This window comes from Chryseobacterium candidae, assembly GCF_004916905.1.
Taxonomy (GTDB): domain Bacteria; phylum Bacteroidota; class Bacteroidia; order Flavobacteriales; family Weeksellaceae; genus Chryseobacterium; species Chryseobacterium candidae.
Map to the genome: position 1 here is coordinate 1 of NZ_SDLV01000010.1, position 25,620 is coordinate 25,620.

General features: G+C 33.7%; 25 protein-coding genes and 2 tRNA genes. 9 read left to right on the top strand and 18 right to left on the bottom strand.

What is annotated here, in order from left to right; all coding sequences use genetic code 11:
* Positions 1 to 51 precede the first annotated feature (51 nt).
* Both EK417_RS04865 and EK417_RS04870 read right to left on the bottom strand, forming a co-directional pair.
* Positions 52 to 663 (bottom strand): methyltransferase family protein, encoded by a 612-nt coding sequence (locus EK417_RS04865; RefSeq protein ID WP_136521491.1) that lies wholly within the window; start codon positions 661 to 663, stop codon positions 52 to 54.
* Between the two features lie 249 nt (positions 664 to 912).
* A complete protein-coding gene (locus tag EK417_RS04870; protein ID WP_136521492.1) occupies positions 913 to 1,485 on the bottom strand; it encodes a C40 family peptidase in 573 nt (190 codons plus the stop codon).
* 153 nt (positions 1,486 to 1,638) lie between these two features.
* Here EK417_RS04870 and EK417_RS04875 point away from each other — a divergent pair, with 153 nt between their 5' ends.
* A complete protein-coding gene (locus EK417_RS04875; RefSeq protein ID WP_076597321.1) occupies positions 1,639 to 2,277 on the top strand; it encodes a hypothetical protein in 639 nt (212 codons plus the stop codon).
* A 40-nt stretch (positions 2,278 to 2,317) separates the two neighbouring features.
* Here the strand turns inward: EK417_RS04875 and EK417_RS04880 are convergent, their stop codons facing one another.
* Complete coding sequence (locus tag EK417_RS04880) at positions 2,318 to 2,686, bottom strand: hypothetical protein (RefSeq protein WP_110366091.1); 369 nt, start codon at positions 2,684 to 2,686, stop codon at positions 2,318 to 2,320.
* 381 nt (positions 2,687 to 3,067) lie between these two features.
* Between EK417_RS04880 and EK417_RS04885 the strand changes: the two genes are divergently transcribed.
* The 3 genes from EK417_RS04885 (at position 3,068) to EK417_RS04895 (ending at position 4,677) form a co-directional block, all read left to right on the top strand.
* Positions 3,068 to 3,751, top strand: coding sequence for a hypothetical protein (locus EK417_RS04885; protein ID WP_076597323.1), 684 nt, complete (start codon positions 3,068 to 3,070; stop codon positions 3,749 to 3,751).
* 547 nt (positions 3,752 to 4,298) lie between these two features.
* Positions 4,299 to 4,372 (top strand) — tRNA-Ala (locus EK417_RS04890).
* Positions 4,373 to 4,461: 89 nt separating this feature from the next.
* On the top strand, positions 4,462 to 4,677 hold the full coding sequence (locus tag EK417_RS04895; protein WP_083688907.1) for an NAD(+)--rifampin ADP-ribosyltransferase: 216 nt from the start codon (positions 4,462 to 4,464) through the stop codon (positions 4,675 to 4,677).
* A gap of 16 nt (positions 4,678 to 4,693) precedes the next feature.
* Here EK417_RS04895 and EK417_RS04900 read toward each other — a convergent pair whose 3' ends face one another.
* From EK417_RS04900 to EK417_RS04910, 3 genes are all read right to left on the bottom strand, one after another.
* The gene (locus EK417_RS04900; RefSeq protein ID WP_136521493.1) at positions 4,694 to 5,725 is read right to left on the bottom strand and encodes an acyl-CoA dehydrogenase family protein; all 1,032 of its coding nucleotides are present in this window, start codon (positions 5,723 to 5,725) and stop codon (positions 4,694 to 4,696) included.
* A complete protein-coding gene (gene pnuC, locus EK417_RS04905; protein WP_076597327.1) occupies positions 5,715 to 6,308 on the bottom strand; it encodes a nicotinamide riboside transporter PnuC in 594 nt (197 codons plus the stop codon). Before pnuC ends, EK417_RS04900 begins: the two co-directional genes overlap by 11 nt.
* Positions 6,309 to 6,532: 224 nt before the next feature.
* Complete coding sequence (locus EK417_RS04910; protein WP_136521494.1) at positions 6,533 to 7,144, bottom strand: alpha-ketoglutarate-dependent dioxygenase AlkB family protein; 612 nt, start codon at positions 7,142 to 7,144, stop codon at positions 6,533 to 6,535.
* 646 nt (positions 7,145 to 7,790) lie between these two features.
* On the opposite strand from EK417_RS04910, the gene EK417_RS04915 reads away from it, so the two are divergent.
* A tRNA-Asp gene (locus EK417_RS04915) sits at positions 7,791 to 7,864 on the top strand.
* Between the two features lie 25 nt (positions 7,865 to 7,889).
* Here the strand turns inward: EK417_RS04915 and EK417_RS04920 are convergent.
* The 8 genes from EK417_RS04920 to EK417_RS04950 all read right to left on the bottom strand — a co-directional run bounded on the left by EK417_RS04920 (position 7,890) and on the right by EK417_RS04950 (position 19,434).
* A complete protein-coding gene (locus EK417_RS04920) occupies positions 7,890 to 10,091 on the bottom strand; it encodes a peptidase domain-containing ABC transporter (protein WP_136521495.1) in 2,202 nt (733 codons plus the stop codon).
* On the bottom strand, positions 10,088 to 13,213 hold the full coding sequence (locus EK417_RS04925) for a lantibiotic dehydratase (RefSeq protein WP_136521496.1): 3,126 nt from the start codon (positions 13,211 to 13,213) through the stop codon (positions 10,088 to 10,090). Before EK417_RS04925 ends, EK417_RS04920 begins: the two co-directional genes overlap by 4 nt.
* Positions 13,203 to 14,120, bottom strand: coding sequence for an LLM class flavin-dependent oxidoreductase (locus tag EK417_RS04930; protein WP_136521497.1), 918 nt, complete (start codon positions 14,118 to 14,120; stop codon positions 13,203 to 13,205). Before EK417_RS04930 ends, EK417_RS04925 begins: the two co-directional genes overlap by 11 nt.
* Positions 14,121 to 14,131: 11 nt before the next feature.
* Positions 14,132 to 15,286 carry a lanthionine synthetase LanC family protein gene (locus EK417_RS04935; protein ID WP_136521498.1) on the bottom strand — a complete coding sequence of 385 codons (1,155 nt, stop codon included), beginning with the start codon at positions 15,284 to 15,286 and terminating at the stop codon, positions 14,132 to 14,134.
* Positions 15,287 to 15,288: 2 nt separating this feature from the next.
* Positions 15,289 to 16,461 carry a lanthionine synthetase LanC family protein gene (locus EK417_RS04940; protein WP_136521499.1) on the bottom strand — a complete coding sequence of 391 codons (1,173 nt, stop codon included), beginning with the start codon at positions 16,459 to 16,461 and terminating at the stop codon, positions 15,289 to 15,291.
* Between the two features lie 95 nt (positions 16,462 to 16,556).
* The gene (locus tag EK417_RS04945; RefSeq protein WP_136521500.1) at positions 16,557 to 16,739 is read right to left on the bottom strand and encodes a class I lanthipeptide; all 183 of its coding nucleotides are present in this window, start codon (positions 16,737 to 16,739) and stop codon (positions 16,557 to 16,559) included.
* Between the two features lie 34 nt (positions 16,740 to 16,773).
* The gene (locus tag EK417_RS20975; protein ID WP_168801927.1) at positions 16,774 to 16,950 is read right to left on the bottom strand and encodes a class I lanthipeptide; all 177 of its coding nucleotides are present in this window, start codon (positions 16,948 to 16,950) and stop codon (positions 16,774 to 16,776) included.
* A gap of 93 nt (positions 16,951 to 17,043) precedes the next feature.
* Entirely contained in the window at positions 17,044 to 19,434 is a 2,391-nt protein-coding gene (locus tag EK417_RS04950; RefSeq protein ID WP_136521501.1) for an outer membrane beta-barrel family protein, read from the bottom strand.
* Between the two features lie 683 nt (positions 19,435 to 20,117).
* Here EK417_RS04950 and EK417_RS04955 point away from each other — a divergent pair.
* The 4 genes from EK417_RS04955 (at position 20,118) to EK417_RS04970 (ending at position 22,462) form a co-directional block, all read left to right on the top strand.
* Complete coding sequence (locus EK417_RS04955) at positions 20,118 to 20,300, top strand: hypothetical protein (protein ID WP_136521502.1); 183 nt, start codon at positions 20,118 to 20,120, stop codon at positions 20,298 to 20,300.
* 33 nt (positions 20,301 to 20,333) lie between these two features.
* Complete coding sequence (locus EK417_RS04960) at positions 20,334 to 20,603, top strand: transposase (RefSeq protein WP_136521503.1); 270 nt, start codon at positions 20,334 to 20,336, stop codon at positions 20,601 to 20,603.
* A gap of 35 nt (positions 20,604 to 20,638) precedes the next feature.
* On the top strand, positions 20,639 to 21,493 hold the full coding sequence (locus EK417_RS04965; RefSeq protein WP_262709812.1) for an IS3 family transposase: 855 nt from the start codon (positions 20,639 to 20,641) through the stop codon (positions 21,491 to 21,493).
* Between the two features lie 165 nt (positions 21,494 to 21,658).
* Positions 21,659 to 22,462 carry a TonB-dependent receptor gene (locus EK417_RS04970; RefSeq protein ID WP_369073656.1) on the top strand — a complete coding sequence of 268 codons (804 nt, stop codon included), beginning with the start codon at positions 21,659 to 21,661 and terminating at the stop codon, positions 22,460 to 22,462.
* A gap of 61 nt (positions 22,463 to 22,523) precedes the next feature.
* Here EK417_RS04970 and EK417_RS04975 read toward each other — a convergent pair whose 3' ends face one another.
* The 4 genes from EK417_RS04975 to EK417_RS04990 are packed head-to-tail and all read right to left on the bottom strand — an operon-like array spanning position 22,524 to position 25,610.
* Entirely contained in the window at positions 22,524 to 23,408 is an 885-nt protein-coding gene (locus EK417_RS04975) for a hypothetical protein (RefSeq protein ID WP_136521505.1), read from the bottom strand.
* Positions 23,405 to 23,593 (bottom strand): hypothetical protein, encoded by a 189-nt coding sequence (locus EK417_RS04980; protein ID WP_136521506.1) that lies wholly within the window; start codon positions 23,591 to 23,593, stop codon positions 23,405 to 23,407. Before EK417_RS04980 ends, EK417_RS04975 begins: the two co-directional genes overlap by 4 nt.
* 30 nt (positions 23,594 to 23,623) lie before the next feature.
* Positions 23,624 to 24,112, bottom strand: coding sequence for a hypothetical protein (locus EK417_RS04985; RefSeq protein ID WP_110366084.1), 489 nt, complete (start codon positions 24,110 to 24,112; stop codon positions 23,624 to 23,626).
* Between the two features lie 19 nt (positions 24,113 to 24,131).
* Positions 24,132 to 25,610 (bottom strand): polymorphic toxin-type HINT domain-containing protein, encoded by a 1,479-nt coding sequence (locus EK417_RS04990; RefSeq protein WP_110366083.1) that lies wholly within the window; start codon positions 25,608 to 25,610, stop codon positions 24,132 to 24,134.
* Positions 25,611 to 25,620 lie beyond the last annotated feature (10 nt).

The following is a 25,620-nucleotide window of genomic DNA, read 5'->3' on the forward strand; positions in this document are numbered from 1 at the left end:
TCATAATATAAGTTGATTAAGTGTCAACTTATTTTAGGACGGGACAGTGTTTTAATAAAAGGTGAACATACGCTTCACGGTCTTTTTATAGGTCTTGTAAATTTCTCCGTGTTCCTTTAGAAGGAACTCTTCTTCAAGCCTGATCTGAATCTGCATTAAAATATTTCCCGTCAGAAGAAAAGCAAAAGCAATTACAGTAGGGAAAGCAAGGAAAAATCCAATAAGACTGATGGTCATTCCCAGGAATATGGGATTTCTTGAAAATCTGAATAATCCGTGAGTTACAAGTTCTGTTTTTGCTGAGTTATCAATTCCAATCCTCCATGAGTTTTTCATTTGTAACTGGGCTATGATCACCCAAGTCAATGCAAAAATCATTGATATAATTCCTGTGTACTGAAAAATATCATATTCCAGCACATTGATTTTAAAAGCAGAGAAAATTTCTTTCGGAAAAAATAAAAGTAGCATTGTATAGATAAACAAAGCAAATAAAATCAGCTTAAAATACAATCCCACAAGTCCGTATGCGGAATCATCTTTAGGAAGAACGTCAGGATTTTTTCCAATTTGTTTAGCCACTTTGTAGCTAATGCCAACAAATGAGACCAAAAAGAAAATGATGAAGTAAAAAGGGATAAAAAATCTGATGAAATCTGCCATATGATAATAGTTTTGGGCAAATTTGCTAAGTTTTGTTATGCAATGCTATTGCAATGATTGGGGATTTTATTGGGATTGATGAAATTTGCAATTGTAAGCTTAGAAATTCCTATCCTCCGGAAGTGATGAAAATTCAAAGAATTTTTGACGGGGTGTTTAAAGAAGATGATGATATAAGTTTTGGCTAAAGCCGGTTGATTTCTTTTTTTCGATTAAACGGGCTAAAGCCCATTTCTATTGATAGAATATTTACAACACTCTTTGAGCATGAAGATAGGCCTTATTCCAGTATTTTTCGTTCAGAGATGAGATGATCACACCTTTTGAGGTAGAAGCATGAATAAATTTCACTTCTCCGTCAGGACCAATATCATGAACAATTCCCACGTGAGATACTCTGCTTCCTCCGGCTGTTGCAAAAAACAACAGATCACCAGGTTTTACGTCTCTTATATCAATATTCTTTCCGGCTTCGGCCTGATCAGAAGATCTTCTGGGAAGATTAAAATCATTTTCTTCAAATACTTTTACCGTAAATCCCGAACAGTCGAATCCTGACGAAGTATTGCCTCCGAATTTATAAGGTGTCCCGATATACTTTTCTGCATCTTTCAGAATATCATTGATTGATCTGGAAACACTACCATTAAATTTGGAATCCAGCTTTCTGAGATTTTCGGTTTTTGCAATGGTTTTCGTATTTGATTTTTTACTTCCTGAAGCACTTTTCGAGGATCCGCAGGATACTATAAAGACTGAAGCTGCTAATACCGCAACAATCTGCTTTATGTTCATTTTTTGTTCAAATAATCCCGTTTCCATACTCTTCTGATTTATAATTAATTAACAAAACATACACAAATATACATTTTATATTTTAATTATAAAATAACTATACTACAACTATATGATAAACATAAGTTAAAATTTTGATTTTCATTATTTATTGGTATATTTGATTTCTATTTTCAAGATATGGCAACCTATGAAAGTGTAATCAAGATCACCGGAGCGGTGGGAGATCTGGTATTTTATACTCTGAATGGCAAAAATGTGGTTCGGAAGAAAAGCGGGTTCAATAAAGCTGCCTTTAAAAAAAATCCTTCGTATGAGAAAGTGAGACAGAACAGTTCTGAATTCGGCCACTGTTCCAGAATGGGGAAAATTATCAGGAAAAGCCTGGAAGTATATATTAAAGAAGCAGGTGATCCCCTCCTCTACCAGAAGTTTGCAAAGGTAATGACGATCATTAAAGATTTAGATACACTTTCTGAAAGAGGAAAAAGAACGGTTGAAAATGGTTTAAAGACTGAAGAAGGAAGAAAAATTCTGAGAGAATTTCAATGGGGTGCAATTAATAATCTTTCTGATGGTGTAACAATGAAAGATCATGTTCTGTATAAAAATGATCATTGTACATCAGACCATGGAGTGATTTTAACTTTAAAACTGGATTCTGAAAATTATAGTATCGAAAGTAGTAAGGAAATAATCCGCTGGAATCAGCAACAAGATAAGTCTTTTAAAAAATACTTTTCCGATAATGATCTTTTGCTCTATTTTGTAACATTAAAGAATGAAAATGACAAGGTTACCCATATAGGATTTGTTTAAATAAAAAAAGTCTGCAGTAGATTCTGCAGACTTTCTTGTTTTATTTCTTTTCTCCTTTCCAGCTTCCTGATATTGCAGGTGTTGGAAGTGAGTTGGACCAATTTCCGTTTCCTTTTTTTTCTTTCGTTAACGTTCCTTTGAAATCTCCTTGTGAAGGAAGCCCTACTCTGGCGTTAAGATCTCCTGTCTCACTTAAATTTCCGGTAATACTGTAGTTTTCATTATTCACATCGGAATGCATTGTCCCTACTACTTTGCCGCTCTCATCTACCACAAAATTCCAAACTCCTTTATCTGCTCCTTCATAAGAACCAGACCATGTTCCTACATAATCATAAATAGTATCATCATCAGAGCTGCACCCGATAAATAAAAACGCTGTTAATAAAAGTAAAAAAAGTTTCTTCATAGTTTCAGTAGTTTTATAACCTAAATCCTGTTATTCTCCTGCGCTTTCTTCCTAAAAATCCAGTTACAGAGAATGTTTCTTAATATTTATTATTTTTTTGTTCCGTGCAAATCTACTAATTTTTTTATTCAGATTATCTGAATTTTAATCAGCATCCAATATGTTTATTAAAAAACAACATATTTTGGCTAAAATACAAATATTTTTCAAACAAATACAAGGTCTATAAATTTGACTTATTCTAAAAATATGGTTAAAAAATAATAGTAATGAGCTCAATATTCGTTTATAATTATATTAATATTTGATTTAAAGCTATTTTTATTTCTATTTTAAAGATATTTCTTAACTTAGTGAAAAAATAAACTTTTAAAAATTTACATGAAAACAAAAACACTATTTTTAGCAGCATTTGTTATTTGTAGCAGCTCAAAAGCGCAAGTTGGGATTAATACATCTACTCCGAGCCATACTTTGGATGTAAATGGCCTGGTAAGAGTAAGAGGACTTTCAAATGCTGAAAAAAAAATTGTTGCAGCAGATGCACAGGGAGTTTTAACTCTTATTTCTCCAGAAGAAATTTTTGCGCCAAAGGCTATACTAAACACATCAACCTCTTCCAATGAACAAAGATCCACTGTATACGAAGGAAAATGCTTTCAACCTGGTGACAATGCTTCTTCCTGTACCGTTTCTGTAAACCATTACTCCTCTTGTGCTGGGTTCACCAGTCCTGTAGATACTCAAATTATTGTGGGACAAGGTATCAATACCGGCAACGGACAGTTTCTAGGCACCTGGACTGCCCGATATGTTGATAATAAAGGTTTTACCGGCACAGCTCCTGTTGCTAACCAAACGGCACCTGACTATCCCAGAATCTCATATCCAAGTACCAATACAGCCAACTACCTAGGAAACGGAAACTTTGCTGGTCAATGTAATACAGATCTGGTAACTACTATTAACCAGAGTACCGGAGATATAAAAGTAGAGTCTGTAAAGCGAAGCATGTACGCACACCTTGTATACCTTATTAATATTGCCCGCTCCAGATCTTTATAATAGTTGATATTTGATTTCAAAAAGACAGCCCCAATATTTTCATTGCGGCTGTTTTTATTTTTTTCAAATCCAGTTTATTCGGTTGGAATTCCTGGAGGAAGTAAAAAGAACTATAAAACTATAAAAGGTTAGCCCTAATTAAGGGGCTATTGTTTAATACTGCTTTTTCTTTTCAGAAAATTAAAATCATAGAAGAAAAAATAAATGCATCAAAAAGATCCAATAGAAAACGTTCAACCGAGAGACTAAAAAAAATTGATAATGTCTCCGTTACTATTTTCCGGGGTTTTATGAAATTTTGAAAATCTTCAGGCGCTGCTCTGTTCTGTAATAGTACTATCCCATAGAAGTAATCTTCCCGTATAGAGTTACATGATTGTAATATAATTTCACACAAGAATAGGATTAATTGAGAAGTTATTCAATTGAAAATGGTTGCTTTTACTGCGCTGAGCGTATTTCCCCTTTAATTCAATTCAATAAAAACTACAAAATATTTGTAAATATCAATTAAATACTTACTTTTGTACCACTTTAAAATAAAGACGGGGGATTGGCGCAGTTGGCTAGCGCGTTTGACTGGCAGTCAAAAGGTCACGGGTTCGAATCCCGTATTCTCCACAAAAGAGCTGTAACACATTGAATTACAGCTCTTTTTTTATGAAAGTTTGTTTTTTTAAATTCTACAATTCCAATAGTATAAAAAAAGCATAGAGTTTATCTCTTTTAATCCTGTGATCAAGCTTTGTCTGCAAGGGATGAACTTTGAAGAGAAAGAAATGTCTGTAAAGCTGCTTATTGCAGAACCAACAGAAAATTTCGAAAATCATCCCAATGTTACAGATAAAAAATTTCCTGGAAACCCAAGACAGTCTTATCGTTCTCAGGTGCCTTTGAAAATGACCAGAGAAATCACCCGACTTTAGCAGAAATATTCACTGCTCAGAAAGAAAAATCAAGAGCATCAGCAGAAGGTCTGAAATTGGAATGCATTGCCGCTGTAAAATAGTCACAGAACACCTGATAAACTGCAGAATAAGGATCTGTAGCACGGATTCCAAGCTGTGTATAAGCAGTAAGGATATGATGGGATAATTTGTGGACCAGCTCTACCCCATATTCATGAATCTCGTTTTGTTTATCCTCAGAAATTTCTTTCTGATCATCAAGTATATTTTCTACTTCTCTGGCAATATATAATACTTTATCCAAATTCTTTTCAACAGATTCTGCAAAATTTTTGAAATTGATCCCAGGACGAATACATTCTGCTTCTTCAATAAAATGAGAAGCCATTCCCAGATAATTGACCAATAGCGTCAGATCCGCAAAAACCCGAAACGGGATACTGTCCAGAATATCATTCGTGAAAAAAGTATCATAAACAAAACTGTAATCTTCGCTTACAATGACATTTTCAATGGTGAACGAATAGGTTCCGCTGGCTTTCATCCCCATAGACTTCCAGTTGGGGATAATCTGAGCCTGCTCCTTTGGAATAATGAATGAGTGAATAATCTCCTTACCGTCTTTATCCATTATAGGTTTCCCGTTTTCCGTAACCTTGGCATTTAATGTAAAATGGGTCAGATGAGGTGCTCCTGTTGCAAAATTCCATAAACCGTTTATCAAATAGTTGCCGTTATCTTGTTTTTCTGCAGTTCCGCCAATCATTCCGCTTCCGCCAAAGCAGGTTTCAGAATGGGTAAAGAGTAACTGAGCTACTTCTGGTTTGATATTTCTGGAAAAATAATTCGCTCCTGCACAAAGCGTCAGCATCCAGCCGAAACTTCCATCGGTTTCAGCCCAGCCAAATAATGCTTTAAGTCCTTCTTCAAAACGATAGCCGAGTCCTCCATATTTTTTGGGAACCCAGATTTTAAGTAATCCTTCCTTATGAATATATTGTATTACCTCATCAGAAATTAGAGAAGCTCCATGAAGTTCGTGTCTGATCTCTTTACTACTCAGCATTGGCTTTGGATTTAATAATTTTCTGCCATTCTATATATCCGGAAATTGCTACTAAAAATAAAAACGACGTTAAAACAGCATATAGATATAATTCTTTATGAATCATCAAAGGGATGGAAATGATATTACTGACATTCAGTATCACCCAGTTTTCAATTTTTCTTCTTGCCATGAGCCACATTCCTGCCCAGGCAAAAGCACTCACCAGAGAATCCCAAACAGGAACATCCGAATCGGTAAAATAAGTAAGAAAAGACCAGAATAAGATAAACGTTCCCAGAACAATTCCTCCTGTAATCCATTTTTCTGTGGTGGTGGTAATGGAGATTTCCATTTCGGATTTCTGTTTCCCGAATTTCCAGTACAGCCATCCGTACATACTCATAATCAGATAATAAAGATTTAAGGTAAATTCAGCATAAAGCTTTGAAGTAAGCATCACATACAGCGTAAGCAGAATGCCTGCAATTCCGAAAAGATAATTGTTGACATTGTTTTTACGGGCCAGTAAAACCTGAATGACTGAAAATAAGACTCCAAACCATTCCGGTAAGGTAATTTGTTTTAAAATGTCCTGCATCATATTAATTATTAGAAATCAAATGATGAGATGATAAATAATCAATCCCTACACCGGCATTATCCGGATCAGGTGTGGAAGTATATTCCTGGGTATCATCTCAGCCACTTTTATCTGTAGCACCCCATTGTTGGGGCAAAGGTGCAGTTTTTTTGTGGAAAAAGAAAGGACTTCAGTCTTTTTATTTTGAAATGGAATATCCTAACTCATCCACTACAATAAGTATTTTATTCTTTACAAACTAACCGGAATGTAAGATTAATACGCTCCTTCATAGAGATTACAGACTTAGCAATCCTATGTTCCCAGTTTTCCTGAAGATCTCCTTTCATAATCAATAATGAACCGTGAGGAAGCGGCAGGCTGTATTTACTCTGATGATGGTCTTTTTTCCTGAAATCAAAGTTTCTGGTCTGCCCTAAACTTACTGATGCAATCACAGGACGTTTTCCGTATCTGCTTTCTTTATCTCTGTGCCAGGCAACAGAATCATTATGATCTCTGTAAAGATTCAGCAATACAGAATTGAACTTATAACCGAATGTTTCTTCTATCTTTTCTTTTAAAGAAAAAAGGTCAGGGGTCCAGAGGTTATTGTCTACTTCACCATTTCCTGATGGATAATCCGTTTTAGGATCACCATACCAGGCTGTTAAGCGTGGTGTAAGAACTGTTTTATCATACATTTTCTGAGTACGCTGTTTCCAGGGTACTGTTTCAAGCAGATGGTTTTTAAGATCATCCGCTTCATCCTGATTCAGAAAATGCGCTTTGTATTCCAGAAGCTCTTTCGGAAATTCATATAAATCTTCTGAATGGAACAAACTGAGCTGAGTCATTTTTTATTTATTTAAATAAAAGAAAGGCTTATGTTATTTGAGTAAAAAATTTGATACAAATAATATCTGCAAATATATAAATAATGATACAAAATAAATCAAACCCTAAATGTCATTAGAAAAAAATACTTTCTGGTGGACTTTCAGATGAATTGCATCATTACTTTTATTCGTTAAAAACAATACTCTTTTTTGCATAATTCACTTTTATAACAAATTGTAAACTTTTGTTTGCCATAACTCGCTTTTTTGCGAAGTTATTCTTTAGACATGTTTTTGACTTTTGGGGTGTTCAATTTGACCAGGAATACCCTGGTCAGTTTGGTCAGGATTTGGGTCGTAATTTTGCAGGATTCTACAAGTGATAATCAGTTCTTTTTTATTATCAAGGTTAAAATTTGAAAATTAGCTTGATTTTTTTATTGTAGAATAGGAAAAACTCTATATATCTGCACCAGAGTTTTTCACTCAAACAGATATTTTAAAGATTATTTGCAAGAGTCCAAATATGGAAAATAAAAAATCAGATGTTTCGAGTCCTTTCGGGATAGTAAAATTTATCTAACATTCTGATTTACAACGACAATCGACTCGAGGTTATATCAGCCCAGATCGCAAGAGTTTTATCATTTTACTTTAAAAAAATGATCAGGTAGTTCAGCTGGTTAGAATGCCGTCTTGTCAAGGCGCAGGTCGCGGGTTCAAGTCCCGTCCAGATCTCAGGGAGACTTACAGTTTATCCATATTATTCTCCAAGTTCTAGTTGATTTTTCACTAATTTAAAATAAGTTGCTTTATTTTGAACCAATTGTTGATGGCTGCCTTGTTCTACTACTTCACCATTTTTTAATACAATAATCTGATCTGCATTTTTCACAGTAGATAGACGATGGGCAATAATGACAACAGTTTTTTCTTTAAAGAAATCTTGTAAATTGTCATGTATAGTTCTTTCATTTTCAGAATCCAATGCACTGGTTGCCTCATCAAAAAAAATATAATGAGGATTTTTATAGATTGCCCTTGCAATCAGGATTCTTTGCTTTTGCCCTCCAGAAATACCGTTGCCCGCTGTGCCAATTTTAGTATTTAAATGGAGAGGGAGTTTTTCTATGAAAGATTGGATATTAGAAATAAAAAGTGATTTTTCAAGCTTTTCATAATTAATATTTTCGTCACCAGTTGCAATATTTCTTTCAATGGTATCAGAGAATATAAAACCATCCTGCATTACAACGCCACAATTTTTCCGTAGATTCTCGGGAGAAATATCTTTAATATTCAAGTTATTAAATTCTATATCACCCTGGACGGGTTCATAAAATTTAAGCAACATTTTCATCAGAGTGGTTTTGCCACTACCACTTGCCCCAACAATAGCAGTGACTTTTCCCTCTGGGATAAATACATTGATATCCTTAAGTACAAATGGTGATTTGGGGCCTTCATACTGAAATGATACATTTTTCAAATAAATTCCTTTTTCAATTCCGTTCTGTGTTGTATATTTTTCACTGAGTAATGGAACATGATTTTCTTGTTCTTCTTCAGGATGAATTTGTACTTCATTTAATCGGGTTAAACTTAATTTTGCATCCTGTAATGACCTGAAAAAAGTGATTAGCTGGCTTACCGGAGTATTCATCTGCCCAATAATGTAAGATACGCTCAAAAGGGCTCCCAAAGTCATATTTCCATGTACCACAAATGATGAGGCAAGAAATGTAACCATGATATTTTTTATCTGATTGATAAATTCAAACCCGGAAAGCTGAATCTGATCCAGCTTTAGAATACGGATATTAATTTTAAAAAGTTTCTGTTGGATTTTATTCCACTCGTTTCGTTTAAAATCTTCGAATTGGTTGAGCTTCATTTCTGATACGCCATTGATCATTTCGTAAATTGATTCTTGGTTTTCACTTCTTCGCTGAAATTTAAAATAGTCCAGCATTTTGCGTTTTTTCATCCAATACAAAGACCAGACCACGGAGAACACAGTCAAAGTCATGTAAACCAGCAATATTCTATAATCGTAATACCATAGTACCCCAAAAAAAACAGAAAAAGTAATTATTGAAAATAAAGTGATTAAGCTTTGTGAAGTGAGAAAACTTTCAACTCTTTCATGATCCTGAATCCTTTGGTTAAAATCTCCCATTAGTTTCGTATCAAAGAACCGGATAGGAAGTTTCAATAGTTTTCTGAGGAAATCAGAAATAATTTGTATGTTGATCTTTGTACCTACAACCAGCATAATCCAGTTTCTGAAAATTCCAAAAATAATATTGCCTAAAAAAAATGTCAGTTGGGCTAATAAGATATAAGTAATAATAGACAGATCTTTTTTGGTCACACCGTCATCAATTAATTTCTGAGTCAGGAAGGGAAATATTAGGGTGGTAAGTGTTCCCAGCAGCAGCAACAGAAACATCCAGGATATCTGTTTTTTAAAAGGTTTAAGATAATTAAACATATAGGCTACCGAAAGTTTTTCTTCTTTAGGCGGAGTCTGCTGAAAAAATTCTTCTGTAGGTTCTAAGAATAAAGCAACACCTTCATCTCCTATAGAGATCCATGACTGCTTAAATTTTTCCTCAGATAAAGAAATATAACCATGCCCTGGATCGGCAATTTTGTATATTCTTTTGCCACTAAATATATTTTTTGAAACCTTGTAAAGGACTACAAAATGATTCTGATTCCAGTGAAGAATAAGAGGTAAAAAATTTTGATCAATCTTTTCAGGTTTTAATGTCCCTGCCATCGTTTTGAAGCCAATTTTATGGGCAGCATCACTTATTCCGAGCAAGGAGACTCCTTCCCGGGTAATATAGCTAATATTTCTCAAATACTGTACACTATATTCTTTTCCGTAATGGGCTGCCACCATAGCGAGACAGGCAGGGCCACAATCCATCTGATCATGTTGAGGTAAGAAAATCATACTTTTAAATTTAATTTTCCATTCATTGCTCTGTAATGTTTTTCAAGAACTCCGTAGATCAGGAGTTCATTTTTTCGGGGCTCCACTTTTGCAAATCTATTAATTGTCATATGTATAAAACTGGTAATTATATCTGTTCTTCCCATAAACTTTTTGATGTCCGGGGCAAACATGCTGATAGTATTTTCTATGAACTCATCGTATTCATTTCTATGATGAAGAAATTCTGAAAGATGTTCAAAATCTTGCCTGTAAATAGAATCAATATCTTTTCTAGTCTTTTTACTGGCTTGAAATTCTGTCTGAAATGCGTTGTATAAATTGCCAAATAAATTAATCCTTGTATCTAGGGACAGCTGTAAAAAATTGAGATAATGATTAATGTATTTTATTAAAATGAAATATTTTAATCTTTCATCTCCGGCAGCGTCTGCTTTAATTCTCCTTAGAAGCTCTATAATAATCTCACTATCCATGGTAAAGAAATTTTCAGCATTGATTATTAAATTATAGCCATATCTTTCTACTTCTCTTTCATAGGTTGAAATATCTATTTTTGAGATATAATGGGTATCTGAATAATATTTAAGCTTCTGATTGACAATAAACAGTATATTCGACAGTTTTGTTTTATTGTTGTCATACTGGAATCGAAGCCTGATATGAAAATTCGGGTCATAATATCTGATGAAAAACCATTTTTCTATCAAATTTTTCTTTTTTAACGTTTCAATAAGAGAAGGAATAGCGGTTACCAAGAGCTTATTTGCCGTTTCAATCCCTAAATATATTTTAAAGAATACCCATTCATTCGTAGGGATAAATTTCCTTTTTAAAGATTTTTTAGGAGATACAACTTTCAGACTGCTGTTGCTTTTTTCATTAATTATCGGAAAAATGTATTCGTTATCATGTATTTTTTTATCGTTAAGATTATAAAGAACTTCAATCAGTATCAAGCTTTCTTTTTCATTGATGGCATCATGTAATATCTCCAGTAAAATTTTGTTTTCGGTATCTATCAATAATTGATTATCTCCTGCTTCTTTAAGATAGACATATCGTGGAATATGATAATAGCTTTTTATCTTACTAAAATAAGAAAGGAGGTCTTCCTCATTTTTCTGAGGAAACAGGTACTTTAGCTCAGAGGTTGTAATTCTCCAGGTAGCAGGGGAAAGAATAAGGTTTTTCCAGCTGATTCTGGGAAAATGGTTATTGTATAAAAATATAAGCTGGTCAAAATTTATGTGAAGATATTCAGTAACATTCTGACATTGCAGATCACACAGAAAATGATAAATCGGCATAGAGTTGATATAAAAATTATGAGCATGCGAATTATATAATTTGATCATCGATTTATGCTTGTCACTCCATAATACTATTTTTCCAAATCTCAATCCTACGTAAATATCGTCTAAGTCTATATGAGACACTGTACTGTTCTTAGAAATATATCCTAAAGTATATTCCCGTTTTATATTCCTGACCAAAAGATTACTGCTTCTATTGTCTGGAATATAATCGAATTCTGCTGAAATAACATTCGCATTATTTTGGTTCTCGGCTTTACTGATTTCAGAAGCTAGAGCAGCAGCTTCAGGGTCGAAACATGTAAATCTGCCAATGAGATTTAAAGCACTAACTCCCCCTATCCCTTTAACAAATATTTTGTCATCAACAACAGATATCATGGCATGCAAACTGTCCGGTAAATTAATACTATCTTCTCTTTTTTCTGTCTGAATTAAATTACGGAATTCATCATGACTAAGATCAATTTCAGAGAGTTTGCTATACTTTGCCTTAGCAAGAATATTGTTCCATATTCTTTTTATTTTTGAGTTGTGTTCTATTTGTTGGTCTTCAGAGCCTTCCATATTTACCTGTATTTTCTTTACCAGGTCTGATTGGATGGCATTATTCGAATTGCTTGAGTATCCTATTCCTATTTCATTATCCAAAACAATATTTAAAGGCATCAGATTCTCTCCATACCTTTCAGTGAATTTTTCTTTAAATTCATCCAATTTTTTATGGGACTTTTGTTTTAAAGCGGTTAATAAGGATAATATTTCTATTGCTTCTCTTATATTTTTTTGTGTTTTCTCTGGTATTGCAGGTATGGTATCCGTATTTTTTAAGTTACAGTTGATCACAAATTTCTTATTGTATGTAATGTCTAACTCATCCAATATATGGAAGATTTCTTCATAATATTGAATGTTGTTCCCTATTTCTTTTTTTTCCATTAAGGATAAGCTGTTATTGATTTTTTTTGTTTTTTCGTACAGTACATTGATTTCTGGATCATACAGCAACGATTCTTTTTTTTCAAATAGATCAATTATCTGCTGTAAAGGCGGTTTTTCATGATTTAAATAAAGCTGAAATTCTCCAATGAGCAGTTGAGCATCAATCAACGAAGAAAGGTATTCTTCAGCCTGCTCTGTTTCTATAGCGTCAACACTATCAAGGAGTAATGATACTAAATCGGCAAAGGATTTCGGGATTTTCGTTTCATTGATAATTAAATCAAGGACCTCATTTCTTTCAAAAGAATTTAAAATATAGTCTCTGGAGTCTTCGTTAGAATGGGTTACTTCAACATATCTGTAGTCTTTTCCTATATTGTACAATGTATTATTAATAACATAATCCTGTTGTTTGATTATATCCTGATTGTTATTTATTTTTCTGAGTATTTTAAATACAATGTTGAGATCTATGCTATAGAAAGGAATAAAATTTCCACTACTATTGGTAGTGGGTACTTCTTTTTCCAAATCAATGATGGAATAACTTGAAAATAATCCGAAAGGGGTAGCTCTAGAGCAAATTCTTATATAATATTTTAAAATAGAAATAGCTAATTTTCTGAATTCTTTACTTTTGTCTGTATTAGCATTCGAAATATCCGCTTCGATTGCAGATTTCCATCTGTAAAATAATTCAGGAGAAGCTAAAAATACAGCGTCTTTAAAGATAGAATCATTATAAAGTTGATATATGAATGTATTGAGTTCATTTTTATGACGGGGCAGCTTCAATAAGTCGTTTAAAGTGTATAATGATTTTCTGCAAAAAACGGTATTTAATATTTTTAATTTATTTTTCATCAGAATAGAAAATGGTGTTTAGTTTTTTTAGATTTAATATTTTGGTCTCATTGGTGGCTGAGGTATCATACAGTACAAATTCATCTACTCCATATTCATCATGATATTCTTCAATGATATGCGACAGGTTTTCAATCGTTATGTTTAAAATATTGAAACTTTCACTGGGGTGCTGGTTGGGGTTTTGGTCTTGCAGAGCCTGACTATTGTCTGTGCAAAAGGCAATGGATAGAACAATTTTAACTTCTCTCCCATTTTTTTCAGAAAAAACAGTTTTAAAATCATTCAGCTTATCTTTGGTAGCTGAGAGTTTTTTCCCGGCTCCATGAAAGGTCGAAACACAATAGTTAAGATTTTTGGCAATAGCAAGATCCAGATACTTAAAGTCTGATGAAAGATACCAGATTTCTGGATTTACACCTCCGTAAGGTGGAATGACAAGCTTATTTTCTTTTAAATTATACTCGTCATTATTGAAAAGGCCAAGAATGGCATTAAGCTTCTCCTCAAAAATTTCATTTTGTGGGATAGTCAGCAGCTTATCATTGGTAAGCTCCATCACTTTTACGCTTTCCGGTGCGCCTTTGGCAAGTCCCAGTTCTATTCTTTTGTAGTAAATATTATTTAACAGTCTGAAATTTGTTGCAACAGTATAAGGAGAATGCATAGAGATTAGAGACCCTGCAGATCCTACTAAAATACTTTCAGTCATTCCGGCTACTAAGGAAATTATAATTTCGGGATTGGTATATGAAACATTAGGGATTGGTAAGTGATGCTCTCCAAGCCAAAATCTATTGAATCCAAATTCTTCTGCCTGTGAAGCATACGTAATAATTTGCTCTATGATTTCCAGACTGTTTAAATCGCCCCTTCTCCCAAAATCTAAAACTCCTAATTTTATCATATAGAATAGACTTAAATTAAAAATATTTTACTCCAATCGCTGATTCTCTTGTCTGCTGAATTTATGGTAAGAATCGCAGCCGGATAACCAAATATGAGGCTCATTTTATTTTCCTGAAGAACCAATGTGTCATTCTTCAGAAAGTCTACGGTCTGATCATGCCAATATTGATAAGCTTCTCTGAAATTATTGTTTCCTGTATATTCATATATGTTTTTATACATCATTGCCACTCCTGAAGTTCCGTGACAAAAATGAAAATCCTGTATACCCGTCGTATTAAAAGTTCTTCGTTTGGTAGTTTCGAAAGCTATTTTCTCTGCATCTATCTTCTCAAAATGAGTAACAGGACTAGATCTGTATAAGGTATTCACCACAGATAAATCACTGTTGCACCATCCTAATCTGTTGTTTTTATGGGTTATCATTTCATGATTTTCTAAAAACTTATTGTATGGAAAATATAATTTTGAATCTTCTATCATATACTCTTTACAGTGCTCAGATAAAATCTCTACACATTTACCCCGTATGATCCAAGCCTGTTCATTTTCAGAGTTTATCTTCAGATAGAGATCTATGATATGCAGGATAGCAGATATTCCATGTGCCAGCCCGAAGTTGAGACCTTTATTATACAGGTCATCTGTATTGTTGTAAAAAGCAAGTGTCTGACTATTTATATTATTATAAATTTCACTGATAATAATATCGCATTTTTTCAAATCATTAATTTGAATGAAATAATAAAGAATCCCCATACTTCCGCCTAAATAGTCGAATATGTTATTTTGGACATGAATGATCGCTTTATCCAGAAGATAGTCATTGATATCACTTATTTCATTATCTAGTTCATCTCCCAGCAGTTCGTGCTTTTTCAATTCATGAGCTGTTACCCCAAAACCTGATAGCCCGCTGAGAATGCACGGAGAAACTGAAATAAATTTTTTCTGACTTGAAATATTTTCTAAAACCAGATTAAGGATATCGTATAAGGTTGTGGTATTTTTTTCATCCTCATATATTTTATTGATATAGGTGAGATAATAAACAATTCCTAATTTACCTTCAAACAGGCCGTCATCCTCTAATTCATTATAATTATAATGATGTAAGTAATCGTTAAACTTTTTAGTCGTTTTTTCAATACTATTATTCTTCATATCTATATTAAAAAGTATTTTAAAAAGAAAAGATGTTCATTTTCCATTTGTAAATCAGCCGTCATTAAACTTATTCCAATTCCAACGATTCCCTGTGAAAAAGAGAGATGAAGCTCTTCAAGATCACTGTTAAAATGGGTAGAATAACCAGCCCATGGGGTTTCATTTTGGTTTGAATCTAAGATCTTTTTATACCAAAAATCAGCATTTTCCAAAAACTCAGTTTTTCCGGTGTATTGGTAAAATGTTCTCATTAATGAGCAGAGGCCTGAATAGCCGTACAACAGGCTTGCATCCATTAATTCACTTTCAATAATGGCCTTTTTCGTAATGAAATGGCTTATGATTTCATTAGACAAATCAAGGTAATCACCATTATTTAATATTTGAGAAGCATGAAACAGCACAAATGCAATTCCAAGATCGCCATAGCATATATTTGAATAATTAATATAATTCTGCTGAATCGAATCAAATGGGAATATATTGGTACTCTTATCATTCGTTGTTTTGTTGCTGATGAGATAATGAAGGGCTCCAGTGAGAAGCTCAAGACATTTTTCCTTTTCAAAATCTCTCTTATAGCAATACAGTAAGAACTGGCATGTACCTGCTATTCCATGCATAATACCGAGTTCATTGGATGGTCGTCCCCATAAAAAATTATAATTCCATGTGATGAATAAGCCGTCTTTTATTGCCAGACTGTCAATAGTGTTTATAATAGTTTTGATTTCTTCTTCAAAGTTTTTGTCTTCCATTCTTTGAAAAAGATAATACCCCATTCTAACACACCCATTAACACTATCTATATTTTTTTCTTCAATTTTAGTATGTAAAAACCTGAGAGCCCAATGATCATAACTTTCTAAGTAGTCATTAATATCATCATCAATTATTGCCTTTTTTTTATAATAATACAAGACATGCACGATTTCACACATATCTAATATTAAAGAATCTCCATCATAAGTCTCATTGATACGGGATAAACTAAGATTAAGATAATCTGCAGCCATTTCCAGAAACTCTTCCTTCTCTGTATATAAATGATAATAATAGTAAAATAGAGACGCTCCCAGAATTCCTTTATTTAATCCAACTTCCTTTAAAATGGAAATATTTTTTTCCAGTGCCTCGGCTATTTTTGAGAGCTCATGTTCATTAATTCTCATGGTTTAGATCGTTATAAAATTATTTGCAGTTAAAAAAGCGAGGCAAATAAAATCATTTAGTTACCTCGCTCAGGATACTTGTAAAGACTACATTTTTATGTAGCTTGAATGGTCGTAGTCTGCTTAGGGTTACAGGAATCATGACAGCAAGAGCAGTTATCTCCTCTTGAACTGGCACCAAGGATACCTCCTTTCAGCTGGCTGATCTGATCATCATTTAACTTTGTTACAGCTTCTTTATTGAACTGTAATCCTTTCATTTGAATTTTTGATTTCATAATAATTGGGTTAATGATTAATATTGAAGTTTTTTTACTCGATAGTACCTGAAATCTTGCTATTGCAAGAATCATGGCAGCAAGAGCAGTTATCTCCTTTCGAGCTGGCACCAAGGATACCTCCTTTCAGCTGGCTGATCTGATCGTCGTTTAACTTTGTTACAGCTTCTTTATTGAACTGTAATCCTTTCATTTGAATTTTTGATTTCATAATAATTTAATTTATGAGATTAGTATGAGTATCATATTTTTAAGAGATTAATACTTTTTTCTTTTTCGCTCTTCGGCTTGCAAGCTTTATTTTTTATTGAACACGTTCTTTTTGTTCACTGTTATTAGAATTGATTTGCTTTGTATTAAGTTTATTGTTTCCGAATTTATAAATGAGTGAAATTCGGAACCTTTGGTTATCGAAATATAATTTGTTTTTAAGTTCAATATTATTGGTATACCCCGTATAGGTTGGTCTGTTGCTTCCAAAAATATCTTCGCCCGTTACAGAGAGCTGAAGAATTTTTTTCATAAAAAACATTTTAAAAGCAAGATCCAATCCATTGGTGCTTGAAACTTTAAACAAACCATCTACGGTAGGAAAAGAATAGAAATAAGAAGCTTCTAAAAAAATAGTTGATGAAATCTTAAATGTGTTAGTGGTGTAAAGCTGAAGCGAATTACCATTTAAACTGGCATTTGTTTCCGGGATTGAAGATGTGGAATGAGAATAATTATAATCTAAAGTATTCACAGATTCCCACCATTTAAATTTGTCAAATGTATAAGAAATATTGACTCCATATTTATCTGAAGTGACATAATTGTATGGTTTTTCATAGCGAGAAGTAATGTCGTCTGGCTGAACAAGAGTAACATAATCAAATCCATTCTTTAAATGCGAATAATAAAACTGGGCAGCTACTTTATTTTTGAAATTATAATTCAATTCAATATTATCAGAGAAAGAAGGCTGTAAAAAAGAATTTCCTTCAGAATAAAAATATTGATTATTAAAGCTTCTGAATGGGTTAAACCAAAAGTATCGCGGTCTTGTTATTCTTCTGCCGTAATTTACATTGAATGAATGATTATCATTAGGAGTGTAAGAAAGATAGGCGGTAGGGTATAACTTTAAATAATTGTTGGTATGAATCTGGTCCAATGTCAGTGAATGCCCATTTGTATTCACACTCTCCAGCCGAAGTCCCAGTTTTCCTTCAATCTTTGAATTTATTTTATGAGTTATACTTGCATAAACACTACTGATATATTCTTTATAAATAAATGAATTGGTGTTATTTATATCTAATATAGGAGTTCCGCTTCCCAGGTTATAAAAATAATTATCACTGTCTGATTTTGATAGAGAAAGTTTAGCTCCATAGTTCAATGTAAAAGATTTGATGGGGTGGTCCATATCAAAGGTGAAATTATAATTATCAACATTAATTCCTCCCATGCTGTTGAAAATAAAATCGGAACCCGGAATAGGAGATGAATCTGGGAAAAAATTCTGTCCATAAATTAATTGATTAGACTTATTCTGATAAGAAAAATAATCAAAATCAAAAGATAGTTTCCTGCCTAAAGAATCAATCTCATAATTGAGGTGGTAATTGAATGACAGAAACTTGTATTTGTTCTTCAGCTCTTTGTTGGAATTAGCTAAAGAATCAATCTTATTAGTTGTCTTATCAGAAATTACAACCCTGTCTTTTTCGGTCGGGTTGGTGTCGGAGTAGCTGTAGTACAAACTTACTCCCGTCATCACTTTGGGCGTTAATTTGTAATCGAAGCCTAATTTAGTAGTAAAGGGGTAAAACAAACTCTTTTTTACCTTTGCTTCTTCCCATAAGGTAGCACGGTAATTGTTGACGAAGTTTTCATCTATTTTCCTTTTATTTCTATCATAGTTTACTGAAAAATTAAAATAGCTTTTATTCTTTTGATAATCAAAACTGGCGCCCATTCCACCAGAAGTATAATTTCCTTGTATATATCTTGAACTTATTAATGATTTCCAGCTGTTGGGAGCAATTTTTTTTCTCTTAATATTAACAATCCCACTATTTCCCTCAGCATCATATTTAGCAGGAGGATTGGTGATGACTTCAATACTTTTGATCTCATCAGACCTTATAGTTTTCAGAAAATTAATTAAATCATCCCCCGAAAGCTGAATAAGCCGGTCATCAATCATCACAGATATACCATTTTTGCCTACCATAGAGATCTTTTCGTTTTGAACCTTTAATCCCGGAGTTACTTTCAATGCATCCAAAGCATCTCCGCCGGTTGCTGATATTGAATTCTCAACATTGAAAATAAGCCGATCTATCTTTCTTTCAATTAACTTCTTTCTCCCTTCTAATACGATTTCTTTGATATTTTTAGCTTTTTCGATCTTTATTTTTCCTAAGTCAATATTGTTATGTAAGCTGATTGTTTTAGTATAGCCGATGTCATTGAAATATTTTATTTTGATAATATACTCGCCAGAATCTAATAGAATGGAAAATACACCCGTTTCATTACTCAGTTCACTTTTAATAGGGATAGAATCTGTTTTCAGAATTAAAACCTCACTATATTCCAGAGGAGCATCATTTTCATCAACAATTTTTCCCTGTAATTGGAATTGTTGTGAGAATAAGACACAGCAAAAAAATAGAAACTGGATAATATAAATTCTTCTTATCATCTGGAAATTAGTTTTTTATGATCGTTATCAAACATACAAAAAAACCAAAATCAAAATATTTTTGTAATGATTATTTCTATTAATTTAGAATTATTTTAAATCACCTAATTTTAATTTTCTGATGTTTTATTAATAATTAATTACTTTATTCTTTTTCTGATTTTTGACTGCTTTATAAACTTGTTTTTTTTATATTCTATAGTTTCTTTTTTCACTATAAAATAATAATTTTGGTGTTTTTTGATAAATATGATGTTTTTGGACATAGAATTTTCACCTATAAATGATCTTTATATGGCATGGAATTCAAAATGGTGTAATTTAAATGCTTGAATTTTTATTTTTTTTATTAAAGCCGTAAATAAAGGAAGGAAAAGATGCATAAATATTGTATAGTGTTTCTCGTTTACTTTGCAAATTCACACGATTGCCAAAAGTTTATCAAAAACATTATAATAGGATTGTATTTCTGTTTTTCCTTAAAGGGAAGTCAGATCATACGACATAGTACGCCCCTTCATGCCCACTCTGATTAAATTTCATTTTTCTATGTCCTTGTTCAGTTCTGCCTATTGTCGAATTCATTCCTTTTATTCTACTTCCATCCGTTTGAAATATTCCATAACCATTCTCTAGTTTTGTTCTTCCCTGTTGGATAGATTCCCATTGAGATAATTATCCGGATGACTGCAGCGCAGTATCAAAAACCTACTTCAGATGTTATCGATACAAAAGCATATAATGAAAGCGTAACATATGATCCTAACGGAAATATTCTCTCTCTTTTAAGATTTGGAGGAACTGATACTAATTTAGCCTTAAAGATTTGTAAGTCTCCCCAAAAACTGGACAAATTATACCCCTAAAATTAACGATAAAAAAACAATTAATTTTAGGATATGAGAACAAGCAAATTTACAGACAGCCAAATTTTGGCAATTTTAAAAGAGTATGAGTCTGGACAAACTGCAAAAGAATTGTCTCGGAAATATGGATTCCATTATCAGACTTTGCACGATTGGAAAAAGAAATTCAGCGGGATATCTTCAACAAAAGAACTACAGAAAATCAAGGAATTGGAATCTGAGAACAATCGTTTAAAGAAGATGTTTACCAATTTGAGTCTGGAACATGAAGCATTGAAAGATGTACTTTCAAAAAAGTGGTAAAGCCTGCTACCAAGCGAGAAGTTGTGAATTACCTTGTGTCAGAATATGCGATAAACATCCGGCAGGCGTGTAAATCTCTGAATTTGGAAAGAAGCAGTTACTATTATCATTCCCAAAGAAAGGAAGATACAGAACTAATTGTTTGTCTGAATGAACTTTCGGAGAAACATCCAAGCTATGGATTTAAGAAAATGTTTCATAGTCTGAGAAATCAAGGTTTCCCCTGGAATCATAAGAAGGTGTATCGTGTTTACAAGAAGCTTGGATTGAACATTTTAAGAAAACGCAGAAGAAGATTAGCTTCAAGAGAGAGGCAAAATCTGGAAGTTCCGAGCAACTACAACGAAGTTTGGAGTATGGATTTTATGAGTGATTCCTTATTCAATTCGAGAAGATTCCGAACATTTAATATCATTGATGATTACAACCGGGAAGCAATTTGGATAGAGATAGGACTTTCCATCGGAGCAATGCACATGACTGATTTATTGGAATGGATCGTGAAAGAAAGGGGAAAACCCAAAGCCATCAGAACAGATAATGGTCCTGAATTTACAAGTTCTGTATTTACCAATTGGTGTCACAAACACCGAATTGAAATTCGATATATTCAACCTGGAAAACCAACACAAAATGCTTTTATTGAGAGATTCAATCGTAGCTACCGTACCGAAGTTTTGGATGCAAGAATTTTCAATAACCTCATTGAAGTTCGAGAAATTACTGCAGAATGGATGGAACATTACAACAGCGGCAGACCTCACGAAAGTTTACAAAACATTTCTCCAATGCAGTATTTGTGGAAAAAGAAAAACTCACCAGCGCAGGATACCATAACCGAGTTTTCTCCTTTTCAACAAACCTTTCCAACAACGACAACACTGAAATGAAATATTTTATAATTTTACAAAAAGTGAGGGTTTAATTATGTCCAACGAATAGGGAGACTTACATTTTTCAATACAGGGGTAATTTCAAGACAGCCGTTATTCAATGCTTTATTCCCTTCAAACCAGAATATTTATAACGATGCAAAGAATGAAAGAATCTTCTCTGTGGAATTAGGATATGGTTTCAAATCGCGTTATATCGATGTGAATATCAACGCTTACAGAACACAGTGGGACGACCGGTTTATTTCCAGAACGTTCAATGCTACGGCAGCAGATGTTGCTAAATTCTCCCAGCTAAGTCTTGGAAATGCTTATTTCTACAATGCACTGAATGTAGGCCAGCTCCACCAGGGAATCGAGCTGGAAGCAAAGGCAAGACCTTTGGCTAACCTTAGACTGAGAGGAATGGTATCATTGGGTAACTGGAAGTATAAAGGAAATGCCAACTTCAACATCCTTGATGTTCAGAACAACCAGGAAATCACAGGAGCTACAGGAACAATCAATATCAAAGACCTGAAGGTTGGAGATGCAGCCCAGACAACAGCAAGCATCGGAGCGGATTACAATATCACCAAAGCTTTCAGCATTGATGCCAACTGGGAATATTATGACAAGCTTTATGCTCAGTTCAACCCGATCAACTTCCTTACTGAAGCCGCAAGAGAAAAAGGAATTGTAAAATTGCCAAGCTACCATTTATTTGATGTAGGAGCTTCTTACAAATTCACACTTGATGCTAAAAAATCTTTAACATTAAGAGCGAATGTATACAACTTATTCAACAAATATTATATTTCTGAATTGAGCTCCAATATTTTTGCAGGTGATAAAATTGCCAATGGTCCGGATGCTGGAAAAACTTACCAGGAAGCTGGCAGAGTATATCAGGGCGTTGCAGACGGCAATACAGGATTCCTTGGTTTTGGAAGAACCTGGTCTGTTGCAGCCACTTTGAGGTTCTAAGCAGCCTTATCTGAATAAAACAAAGAGTTGTAATTGTAATGATTACAACTCTTTTTTATTGTTAAACTTCAGCGGGTTTACTGCTCAACTCCATGTCTATCCGATAAGCCAGATGCTCATGCATTTTTTCTACAAAATGGAGTTCAGCGCTCAGGATCTTAGCTGTTGATTTTTCAAAATTGTATTTGATTTTGATGCTGAATTCAAACTGATCAATAGAAAAATATTTCTCCTTTTCATAAAGCTTTTTGATATGGTCTTTCATAAGTTCGTCCTGATTGTTCAGTACGGAATGAAACTCTACAAAAAGGTTGTTGTTTTCTTCTTCAAGCTTTACCAGTTTCAGCTGATAGTTATATTCTACCCCATCAATCAGCCTTGAGTGAATAGCTGACGGACTGAATAGAAAACTGTAATATTCATTAGGAGGAAATATAAGGTTATAAACTTCCGGCAGTAAAAGAATGTATTGCAGATTCTTCTTCAATTCGACATCAAAGTTTTTCAATCCCTTTTCATAATTTGTAATCAACTTATTCTTATCCTTTTCCTCCGGGAAAGTATTGGCCAGCTTACTCTCTTTCCATTCTTCCCAATTTTTCCAAAGATCAGCTTTATTTTCAACGGAAAGGATTTTGCCACTGGTATCCCTTTTCAGCTGAATAGTACGGGAAATATCTGCAAGGGCAATACTTTGCAGCAGAAAAGGTTTTATCACATGATCTTCAGTATCCCCTGTGATTTCCTGTAGTTTTATGGTCGTATTTATATCATGATCTCTTTTTTCCTGTTCAATAATAATATCTGATGAGGTTTTTAAAGAAATTGCAGGGTTTTCTTTACCCATCAGAAATGTATTCTCAACATTCAGAATATACTCCTGTGAAAATTTTTCAAGCCGAAGAAGAGGAATATTTTCCCCGAATAAAAAATTTGAAATACTCATTTCATTAAAATTGTGTCACTGAATGGTTTTTCATCGTTAAAGATCATAATATGATATTCTTTATTATGTTCAAAGGCATATTTTGCCCAACTTTCAACATCTTTTGCCGCCTCTTTTTCTTTTTTTGATGATTTTTTTTCTATTATTAAATCATTAATATTATTCTCTTCATCATAAGCCCACACCTGATCTCCAATTCTGATGTCTTCGATATTTTATTTATTTTTTTTACTTTCCGCTATCATCTGATCTAATAAATCATCAAACTCATTTCTTTCCGGATTGACATCCATATAATTGAGTGTAAAATTTTTTTTCAGATAATCAAGAAGTTCTTCACCAACTAATAGCGACTTTTCTGGTCCAATAATGATATCGTCAAAATCCTGCTTTCCAATAATCTTCATCCAGTAAAATTCAGGTAATGATTTATTCAATTGGTAGTTATCGTTGAAGTACTCATCTTTAGTTACGATCATTTCTGAAAACTCAAATCCTGTGAATTTTGTTGTCTGTAATCCGGTTTTGAGCTTTTCAGTAACAATATAACAAGGATGGCATTCCATTAGGTCATCACCTAACCAGTCTTCAAGTTGGATATGTAATTTTATGACTGTTAAAAATGGAGCTTCTTTCTCCAGAAATTCAGTTTTTTCGCCTAGCCCAACAATAACTTCTGGCTGGATTGTTTGATATGTTTTCATATAATTGATATTTCTTATTTTAAATTGGCGGATCAAAAAGGTGTCCGAATTTTTTGTCTATTGCATTTGCATAATTTAATACTTGTTCTTTTGTTGGTATTATACCTGCATCATCAAATTTTTTATAAAATTTATTCCATTCTTTTCTAATAGTACTTAAATGTAGTGTATTATTTACGCTTTTGGGAATACCTCGTAAATTGTCTAAGGAATGCATAAATTCCTTATCAAATAGTCCTGGCCATTTTTTTAACACTTGTTGCTCTACGGCATGGTGTACAACTACTTTTCCTTTTAATAATGGATTTGCCTTAAAGAAAGTCGTATGATAACAAGCATTTAGAACTAATAAGCCTTCTGTGCCAACAAAATAGCAATGATCATCCTCTACTTCAAAGTTATAAACTTTAGCAATATCAGGAATATAATTTAGTGAAATTACTTTGGCTATTGTTTGATTGTATGTAAATAATGTTTCGCCTGCTTCTATCTGTTCTGCGTCTTTAAATTGCCCATTTATAAAGAAAGGATGAGTACGTGTTGTTTTAATTATCTCCTTTTCGGTTTCAAGTTCAAGTGTTTCTGTAACATTTTCTTCATGTAAATGGATGACTCGTTTAATTGTTATTATTTTTTTTTGTAGATCATAGCTAAAAACCTCATCATTTATTTTAATGTCTTTTATTTGTCTTAAACCATTAGGAGTATGAATTAAAGTATCTCCTGTAAAACAAGCTTTTACAAAAAAACAACCTATTTTTCCAGCTAAATTTTGCATACTTTTTTCTAAAGCTTCTTTGCTCAGCTTTTTCAGTGCAGCTTTTCCCATCTGCTGTAAGGCTTCTTTAGAGATGGCTTTTGCCCCGGCTTTAATAGCGCCTTTCACTCCGGCTTTTGCACCCTGCATCGCTACCGTTCCGGTTCCAAAAGAGACTACTCCTACAGCAATAGAAGCTACATCCCAGATTAAAAATCCTGCATTCATAAGGCTGCCGCCTACATCTCCGGTTTGTATATCGTTGATAAGGTCACGGCCGCTTCCCCAGACCGGGATCATCCCTTCCACAAAACCAGCTTCGCCCACACTGTCTCCATGCCCGCTGTCATCAAGCTCGCGCTGTGCCTGATCCTGCATATCTTTTACTTCCTGTGCAGCATCGTCCGGAAGAGGGACCTGGCCGCTGGTCATAAATTCTATCTTCCCACCCACAGGGCATTGACAGGTACTTTTTCCTATCAAAGATCTGATTCCGTTAATTTTTACCTGCCAGGTATCCTGCCAGGTCATAGGAACGGTGGTGGGGGTACACGGACCACCACTGATTTTGCATACCTTAAAGGAAGGAATATTAATCAGAGGAGTGGCATCCTGATTGGTTGCTACCAGACAGCCATGAATTTTCACCTTCGTATTGAACGTAGGCTTAAAGAAATCCGGAGCGGCACCCTGGTCGCACATCATCAGGGCATTGAGGGTTATGTATTCTAACTCATCCATGATTCCTGTT